Below are 7,598 nucleotides of genomic sequence, written 5' to 3'. Positions count from 1 at the left end.
GCGGAGGGCGATCCGGAGCGGCATGTGTTCTCCGAAAAATTCGCCTGCCCGGTGTCGGGCTTCACCATCGCCGAGATCGAGCCGCGGCTGTTCTCGTTCAACGCGCCCTTCGGGGCCTGCCCGAAATGCGACGGGCTGGGCGTGGAGCTGTTTTTCGACGACCGGCTGATCGTGCCGGACGAGAGCATTTCCATCTGGGACGGGGCGTTGGCGCCTTGGGCGAAATCCAAGAGCCCCTACTTCAAGCAGACCATCGAAGCGATTGGGAAGCATTACGAATTCAGTTATCGCACGCCCTGGCGCGACCTGCCGGAAAAGGTGCGCGAGGTGTTCCTGCGCGGCTCCGGCAAGGAGGAGATCGCGTTCCGCTATGATGAAGGCGGGCGGGTCTACTCGGTCTCGCGCCCCTTCGAGGGTGTGGTGCCGAACATGGAGCGGCGCTGGCGGGAGACGGACTCGAACTGGGTGCGCGAGGAGTTCGAGCGCTACCAGAACAACCGCCCCTGCGGGACCTGCGGTGGCGCGCGGCTGAAGCCGGAAGCGCTGGCCGTGAAGATCGGCGGCGATCACATTGGAATCGTGACGCAAAAATCGATCCGTGAGGCGCTGGCCTGGATCGAGGCCGCGCCCGAGAAACTGTCGGTGCAGAAGAACCAGGTCGCCGTGGCCATTCTCAAGGAAATCCGGGAACGCCTTGGATTTCTTGTGAATGTCGGGCTGGATTATCTGACGTTGTCGCGCGGCTCGGGCACTTTGTCCGGGGGCGAGAGCCAGCGGATCCGGCTGGCGAGCCAGATCGGCTCGGGACTGACGGGGGTGCTTTATGTGCTGGACGAACCCTCCATCGGCCTGCATCAGCGCGACAACGGCCGGCTGCTGGAGACGCTGAAGAACCTGCGCGATCAGGGCAACACTGTGATCGTGGTCGAGCATGACGAAGAGGCGATCCGCGAGGCCGACTATGTGGTCGACATCGGCCCCGGCGCCGGCGTGCATGGTGGTGAAATCATCGCCGAAGGTTCGCTCGAGGACATAGTTTCGAACCCGAAGTCTCTGACCGGCATGTATCTTTCCGGGGCCCGGGAGATATCGATCCCGACCAGGCGCCGCAAAGGCAATGGCAAATCGCTGGTGGTCGAGGGCGCGTCCGGCAACAACCTGCATGACGTGACCGCCGAATTCCCGCTGGGCGCGTTCGTCTGCGTGACGGGGGTGTCGGGCGGCGGCAAGTCGACCCTGACCATCGAGACGCTGTTCAAGACCGCCTCGATGCGGCTGAACGGGGCGAAGCAGGTGCCTGCGCCCTGCAAGTCCCTGAAAGGGCTGGAGCATCTGGACAAGGTGGTCGACATCGACCAATCTCCGATCGGACGCACGCCGCGGTCCAATCCCGCCACTTACACCGGCGCCTTCACCCATATCCGCGACTGGTTCGCCGGCCTGCCGGAGGCGAAGACCCGCGGCTACAAGCCCGGCCGCTTCAGCTTCAACGTCAAGGGCGGGCGTTGCGAGGCCTGCCAGGGCGACGGCGTCATCAAGATCGAGATGCATTTCCTGCCCGACGTCTATGTCGAATGCGAAACCTGCCACGGCAAGCGCTACAACCGTGAGACGCTGGAAGTTTTGTTCAAGGGCAAGAGCATCGCCGATGTTCTTGATATGACGGTCGAAGACGCGCAGGTGTTTTTCGCCGCCGTCCCCTCGATCCGGGAGAAAATGGACACGCTGATGCAGGTGGGGCTCGGCTATGTCCGGGTCGGGCAGCAGGCCACCACGCTTTCGGGCGGCGAGGCGCAGCGGGTGAAGCTCGCCAAGGAACTCAGCCGGCGCGCCACGGGCCGCACGCTCTATATCCTCGACGAGCCGACCACCGGCCTGCATTTCGACGACGTCCGCAAGCTGCTGGAAATTCTGCATCAACTGGTGGAGCAGGGCAACTCGGTGGTGGTGATCGAGCATAATCTCGACGTGGTGAAGACTGCGGACTGGCTGATCGACATCGGACCCGAGGGCGGCGACGGCGGCGGCGAGATCGTGGCGGTCGGCACGCCGGAGGAGGTGGCGCTCGAGCCGCGATCCCATACCGGGCGCTACCTGCGCGATATCCTGGCGTCCAAGGGGCGGGTGGCGGCGGAATAGGGCGACGGTTCAATTCCCGATTGCATCTCGCTTGACGGATGCGATCCTTGGGCGTCACGATCCGGCGGACAGGAACCGTGGACCCGGGAGGACCGCCATGACCGTCGCCAGAATTCTCCGCCTCAAGGGATCGGCCGACGTGGCCACGATCACCGCCTCCGAGACGGTGGCCGACGCCGCCGCGACGCTGTCCAGCAAGCGAATCGGCGCGCTGGTGGTGTCGAGCGACGGCAAGACGGTGAACGGCATCATCTCGGAGCGCGACGTGGTGCGCTGGCTGGGACGCGAAGGGGCGTCCTGCCTCACCCGGCCGGTGGCCGACGTGATGACCGCCAAGGTCGTGACCTGCGGGCCGAATGACGACGTGGCCGAGATCATGCAGCACATGACCAGCGGGCGCTTCCGCCATATCCCGGTGATCGACAACGGTCGGCTGGCCGGCGTGATCTCCATCGGCGATGTGGTGAAATACCGGATGGATGCGCTGCAGCATGAGGCCGAGGCGCTCACCGACATGATCAAGGGCTACTGAACCGCGCTGGCCCGGCGACGCGTCCGAGGCCCGGGCCGCTCTTGACCGCGTGGCGCGGATGGTGTCGCTTGCGCGGACGGCCGCTTCGGGAGCGACCGATAATTCGGGCGCCCGCGCGCCGGGCGTCTGCGCGACCCCGGTTCCTGCCGGGCGAACCGGCAGGGAGGGGACATGACGCGCATCTTGCAGCGCACGGGCCTGTATCCGGGCACGTTCGACCCGGTGACGCTGGGCCATATGGATATCATCCGGCGCGCGGCGACCTTGGTCGACAAGCTGGTGATCGGCGTCGCGATAAACCGCGACAAGGGTCCGCTGTTTTCGCTCGAGGAGCGGACGGCGATGATCGAGGAGCAGGTCAAGCCGGTGGCCGAACAGAGCGGCACCCAGATCGTCTGCGAGCCGTTCGAGAACCTGCTGATCCACTTCGCCGAACAGGTCGGCGCGCAGGTGATCATCCGCGGCCTGCGGGCGGTGTCGGATTTCGAATACGAATTCCAGATGGTCGGCATGAACCGGGCGATGAACGACCGGGTCGAAACCCTGTTCCTGATGGCCGATGCGCATCATCAGGCCATCGCCTCCAAGCTGGTCAAGGAGATCGCGCGCCTGGGCGGCGACGTGTCCAGCTTCGTGCCGGAAGTGATCGAGCAGAAGCTGCTGGCCCGTCTGGGCCGCTGAACCTCGCCTTCATCTTCAAGACAGGGATCGGCGGCGGGCTCAGCGCGCGCCGCCGATTCGGCTTTCCTGGCGCGTGCCGGCGCAAGGCGCGTCCATGGTCGGGCGATGCGGGGCGAAGGCGTCGGGGCGGTTGCGCGGCTCGGCCATATCATGCGCGGCATCGGCCTCCCAGCGCATGACCTCGCGCAGCTGGGCCTCGGGCATCGGCACGCCGAAATAGTAGCCCTGGAGGTTGTCGCAACCGAGTTCGGTGAGCGCGCGGGCCTGCGCCTCCGTCTCCACCCCTTCGGCGGTCACCTTCATGTCGAGACGCCGGCCCAGAGCCACGACGGCGGAGATGGTCGAGCGCGCGCGCTCCGGCTTCTGATCGAAGGCCAGCATGAAGCTGCGGTCGAGCTTGAGGCGATCGAAGCGGAAGCGCCACAGATAGGACAGGCTCGAATAGCCGGTGCCGAAATCGTCCATCGCCAGCGAGACGCCGATGGCCTTGAGGGCGTCGAGCTGCGCCTCCACCTCGTCGACATTGGAGATCAGGAGCGACTCGGTGATTTCCAGCTCCAGCCGTTCCGGGGCGAGGCCGGAGACGGCGAGCGCGTCGAGCACCATGGAAACCAGGTCGCCGGTGCGGAACTGCTCCACCGACAGGTTGACCGCGACGCTGAGCGGTTCGGGCCAGTGCGCGGCGGCGGCTGTGGCCTCGTGCAGCGCCCAGGCGCCGAGCTGGGAGATGGCCCCGATATCCTCGGCGGCGGGGATGAACTCGCTGGGCGCGATCGGCTTGCCGGCGTCATCGTTCAGGCGCATCAGCGCCTCGAAGCCCCGGGTGCGGCCGTCGATCGCGCGGATCAGAGGCTGATAGTGCAGCAAGAATCGGTTGCGCTGGATGCCGTCATGGATGCTGCGCTCCACCTGCCGGCGACGGCGCATCCGCGCCTCCATCTCCGGGAGGAAGATGCGGACGTGGCCCCGGCCGTTGGTCCGCGCCTCCTGCAAGGCGATCTCGGCGCGGCGCAGGCCGCCGTCGATGCCGATGTCGCCCGGCGCCAGGCGGCAGGCGCCGATCGAGACGCTGACCGAGATGGCGCGCCCCGCCGCCGCGATCGGGGCGGAGGCGCGGCCGGACAGGCGCGCGAGGATCGGCTCCAGCTCCGCCCCCGACGACAGGCGCACCACCAGGCCGAACATGTCGGAGCCGAGCCGGCCCAGCACGTCGCCGCGCCGCAGGCCGTTGCGCAGGGCGGCGGCGACGCGGCGCAGGACCGCGTCGCCGGTCTCCGCCCCATGCAGGTCGTTGACCAGGCGAAAGCCGTCGATGTCGATGCAGACCACGGCGAGCCCATCCTCCGCCCGGACCGCAGTCTGGGCGAGGCGGGCGGAATCGGCGGCGAAACCCGAGCGGTTGGGCAGGCTGGTCAGCTGGTCGCGCTGGCTGATCCGCAGCATCTCGTCTTCGGCCCGTCGGGATTTGCGGCGCATGATCACCCAGCCCAGCGCCGGTCCCCCGAAGCCCAGCGTCGCAACCAGCGCCAGGCCCATGCCGGCGATGCGCAGGGTGCGGGTCATCTCCTGCGAGAACCGGGTGATGTCGAGATAGACTTCGACATAGCCGACCCGCTCCCCCAGATCGGAGCGCAGGGGCAGGAAGATCTCGGCGTAGCGGGGCGGGCGGTTGCGGTCCGCGTCTTCGGCGGCCCCGGCGTCGGCGAGCTCGACCACCGTCCCGCCGCGGATCAGCGTCTCCCAGATCTCGGGATGGTCGTCGGGCAGCGCGTCGTCGCCCGCGCTGGCGAAGAGGTCGGCGACGCGATCGAGATCACGGAGGCGCCGCCGCGGATCCGGGGCGTGGATGGCGGCGGCTTCGGCGTCGCGCGTGCGGTCGGCGTCTGCGGGCAGGGCTTCGGGCTGCGCGGCGACCTCGGGCGTCGTGCGGAGGCGCACCACGGCGATGCCGTTCCAGCTGCGCAGCGCGGCGGCTTCCGTCCCGTCGATATCGAAGAGCCTGAAGGCGAAGACCTCTTCGGTCAGGCCCGCGTCGCGCAGGGCGTCGGCGTCGGCCGCGTTCAGCCGTCCGTCGCGCAGGCGCGGCGGCAGCTCCGGCATCGCATGGCGCATGCTCCCGATCCAGGACGTCGTCAGGTGGGCGGCATGGGCGTGCTGGGCGCGTTCCCCGGTCCAGGCCATCAGGCTTTCCAGCGACGCGACGATGCAGAGGGACGCGACCACGAGCAGGGCCGGCATCCGGAGGCCGGGGCCCCGTTCCGCATCCGCGCGGCCGTATCCGCCCCTCATCGAAATCTCCTCCGCCGCCTGGGACGGGTCCTGCACCGCCGGGTGGGGCGCCCTGGCCGCCCGGGATGCGGGCCCGGCGCCCGGCCCGACGCGGTCGCGGACACGGCGCGCCGAAAAGACCTAAGGCCTTGATGCTTACGGGACGCTTAATCCTGCGGCGCCGGAGCGCCGTTTGACCCCGGCCCCGATCCGCGTTACCTCCCGTTTCCCGGCGCGCCGATCCGCGCCGCGTCCCCAGAGCAGGCAGGAGCCTCCGGTGATGAAACGACTGATCGCCGCGCTGTTCGCGCTGACCCTTTTCGCCCCCCACATGGAGGCCCTGGCCGTGGAGCAGGACCCGCAGAACACCCTCGTCATCGAGCTCAAGGACGGAAACGTCCTGATCGAGCTTTTGCCGCAGGTGGCGCCCAAGCATGTCGAGCGCATCAAGACGCTCGCCAAGGAGGGCTTTTACGACGGCGTGGTGTTTCACCGCGTGATCGACGGCTTCATGGCCCAGACCGGCGACCCGACCGGCACCGGGCGCGGCGGCTCCAAGCTGCCCGACGTGCCGGCCGAATTCTCCTCGATGTCGTTCGAGCGCGGCACGGTGGGCGCGGCGCGCTCGCAGAGCCCGAACTCGGCCAACTCGCAGTTCTTCATCATGTTCGCGCCCGGGCACTTCCTGAACGGGCAGTACACGGTGTGGGGCCAGGTGATCGAGGGCATGGAGCACGTGGACAACATCGCCAAGGGCGAGCCGCCGCGGACCCCCGACAAGATGATCAAGGTCTACCTGCTCGCCGACAAGAAGTGAGCTTCGACTGACCGTTGCGGGCCGGGCGTGTTTTTCGCGCCCGGCCTTTTTCGTTCCAGGGGCCGGTCGAGGTCCGCAGCTTTCCCGGACAATCCCGATGCGCGTGGACGATTTCGATTTCGATCTGCCCGACGACCTGATCGCGCTGCGTCCGGCGCGGCCGCGATCCTCGGCGCGGCTGCTGGTTTCGAGGCCTGGCGGGATCTCGGATCGTCGGGTCTCGGACCTGGCGGAGATCCTGCGGGAAGGCGACCTGCTGGTGTTCAACGACACCAAGGTGATCCCGGCGCGCCTTTTCGGAGAGCGCAGGCGCGAGAGCGCCGACGGGTCGGGCGTGGCGCGGGTGGAGGCGACGCTGATCGCGCGCGACGGCGACGACGCCTGGCGGGCGCTGGCGCGGCCGGGCAAGCGGCTGCGGGTGGGCGACCGGATCTTCTTCGGAGCGGAGGGCGCGCTGAGCGCTGAGCTGACCGAAAAGGCCGAGGGCGGCGAGGTGCGGCTGCGCTTCGACCGGGGCGGGCCGGCGCTGGACATGTCCATCGCCGAGGCCGGCGTGATGCCGCTGCCGCCCTATATCGCCCAGCGCCGCGCGGCGGATGAGGCGGATCGGGACGACTATCAGACCGTGTTCGCTGAGAAGCTGGGCGCGGTGGCGGCCCCCACCGCGAGCCTGCATTTCGACGCGGCGTTGCTGGGCGCGCTGGCGGCGGCGGGGGTCGGCTCGACCCGTCTGACCCTGCATGTCGGCGCGGGGACCTTCCTGCCGGTGAAGTCCGACACGCTCGACGGCCACAAGATGCATTCCGAATGGGGCGAAGTGCCCGAGGCGGCGGCGGAGGCGGTGAACGCCGCGCGCCGCGCCGGAGGCCGGATCATCCCGGTGGGCACCACCGCGCTGCGTCTGGTGGAGACGGCGGGGGGCGAGGACCGGTTCCTGCGGCCATGGGTCGGCGACACCGACATCTTCATCCGCCCCGGCCACCGTTTTCGCATCGCCGACGGGCTGATGACCAATTTTCACCTGCCGCGTTCCACCCTGATGATGCTGGTGGCGGGACTGGTGGGGATGGAGCGGATGCGGGCGCTCTACGCCCACGCGCTCGCCGAGCGGTATCGGTTCTATTCCTATGGGGACGCGTCGCTGCTGTTCCCCTGAGCGGG

Annotated in this window: 6 protein-coding genes; 5 read left to right on the top strand and 1 reads right to left on the bottom strand. The window is 68.5% G+C overall.

Translation table 11 applies throughout. From position 1 onward, the window contains the following. The 3 genes from uvrA to coaD all read left to right on the top strand — a co-directional run. A partial coding sequence (gene uvrA / locus ACTB72_RS03985) for an excinuclease ABC subunit UvrA (RefSeq protein ID WP_463035688.1) occupies nucleotides 1-2,139 on the top strand: 2,139 nt, incomplete at its 5' end. A 97-nt stretch (nucleotides 2,140-2,236) separates the two neighbouring features. Further along, a complete protein-coding gene (locus ACTB72_RS03980) occupies nucleotides 2,237-2,671 on the top strand; it encodes a CBS domain-containing protein (RefSeq protein ID WP_463035687.1) in 435 nt (144 codons plus the stop codon). Nucleotides 2,672-2,842: 171 nt separating this feature from the next. Next, entirely contained in the window at nucleotides 2,843-3,352 is a 510-nt protein-coding gene (coaD, locus tag ACTB72_RS03975; RefSeq protein WP_463035686.1) for a pantetheine-phosphate adenylyltransferase, read from the top strand. Between the two features lie 39 nt (nucleotides 3,353-3,391). Here coaD and ACTB72_RS03970 read toward each other — a convergent pair whose 3' ends face one another. Then, nucleotides 3,392-5,641: a putative bifunctional diguanylate cyclase/phosphodiesterase gene (locus ACTB72_RS03970; protein ID WP_463035685.1), complete on the bottom strand. Its 2,250-nt coding sequence runs from the start codon at nucleotides 5,639-5,641 to the stop codon at nucleotides 3,392-3,394. 319 nt (nucleotides 5,642-5,960) lie between these two features. On the opposite strand from ACTB72_RS03970, the gene ACTB72_RS03965 reads away from it, so the two are divergent. Together ACTB72_RS03965 and queA are read left to right on the top strand one after the other, a co-directional pair. Beyond that, the gene (locus ACTB72_RS03965; protein ID WP_463035692.1) at nucleotides 5,961-6,437 is read left to right on the top strand and encodes a peptidylprolyl isomerase; all 477 of its coding nucleotides are present in this window, start codon (nucleotides 5,961-5,963) and stop codon (nucleotides 6,435-6,437) included. Between the two features lie 97 nt (nucleotides 6,438-6,534). Continuing rightward, a complete protein-coding gene (queA, locus tag ACTB72_RS03960) occupies nucleotides 6,535-7,593 on the top strand; it encodes a tRNA preQ1(34) S-adenosylmethionine ribosyltransferase-isomerase QueA (protein WP_463035684.1) in 1,059 nt (352 codons plus the stop codon). The last annotated feature ends 5 nt before the right edge of the window (nucleotides 7,594-7,598 follow it).

This window comes from Albimonas sp., assembly GCF_055129145.1.
The sequence above is the reverse complement of the archived record's forward strand: the minus strand, read 5'-3'. Positions and strand labels throughout refer to the sequence as shown.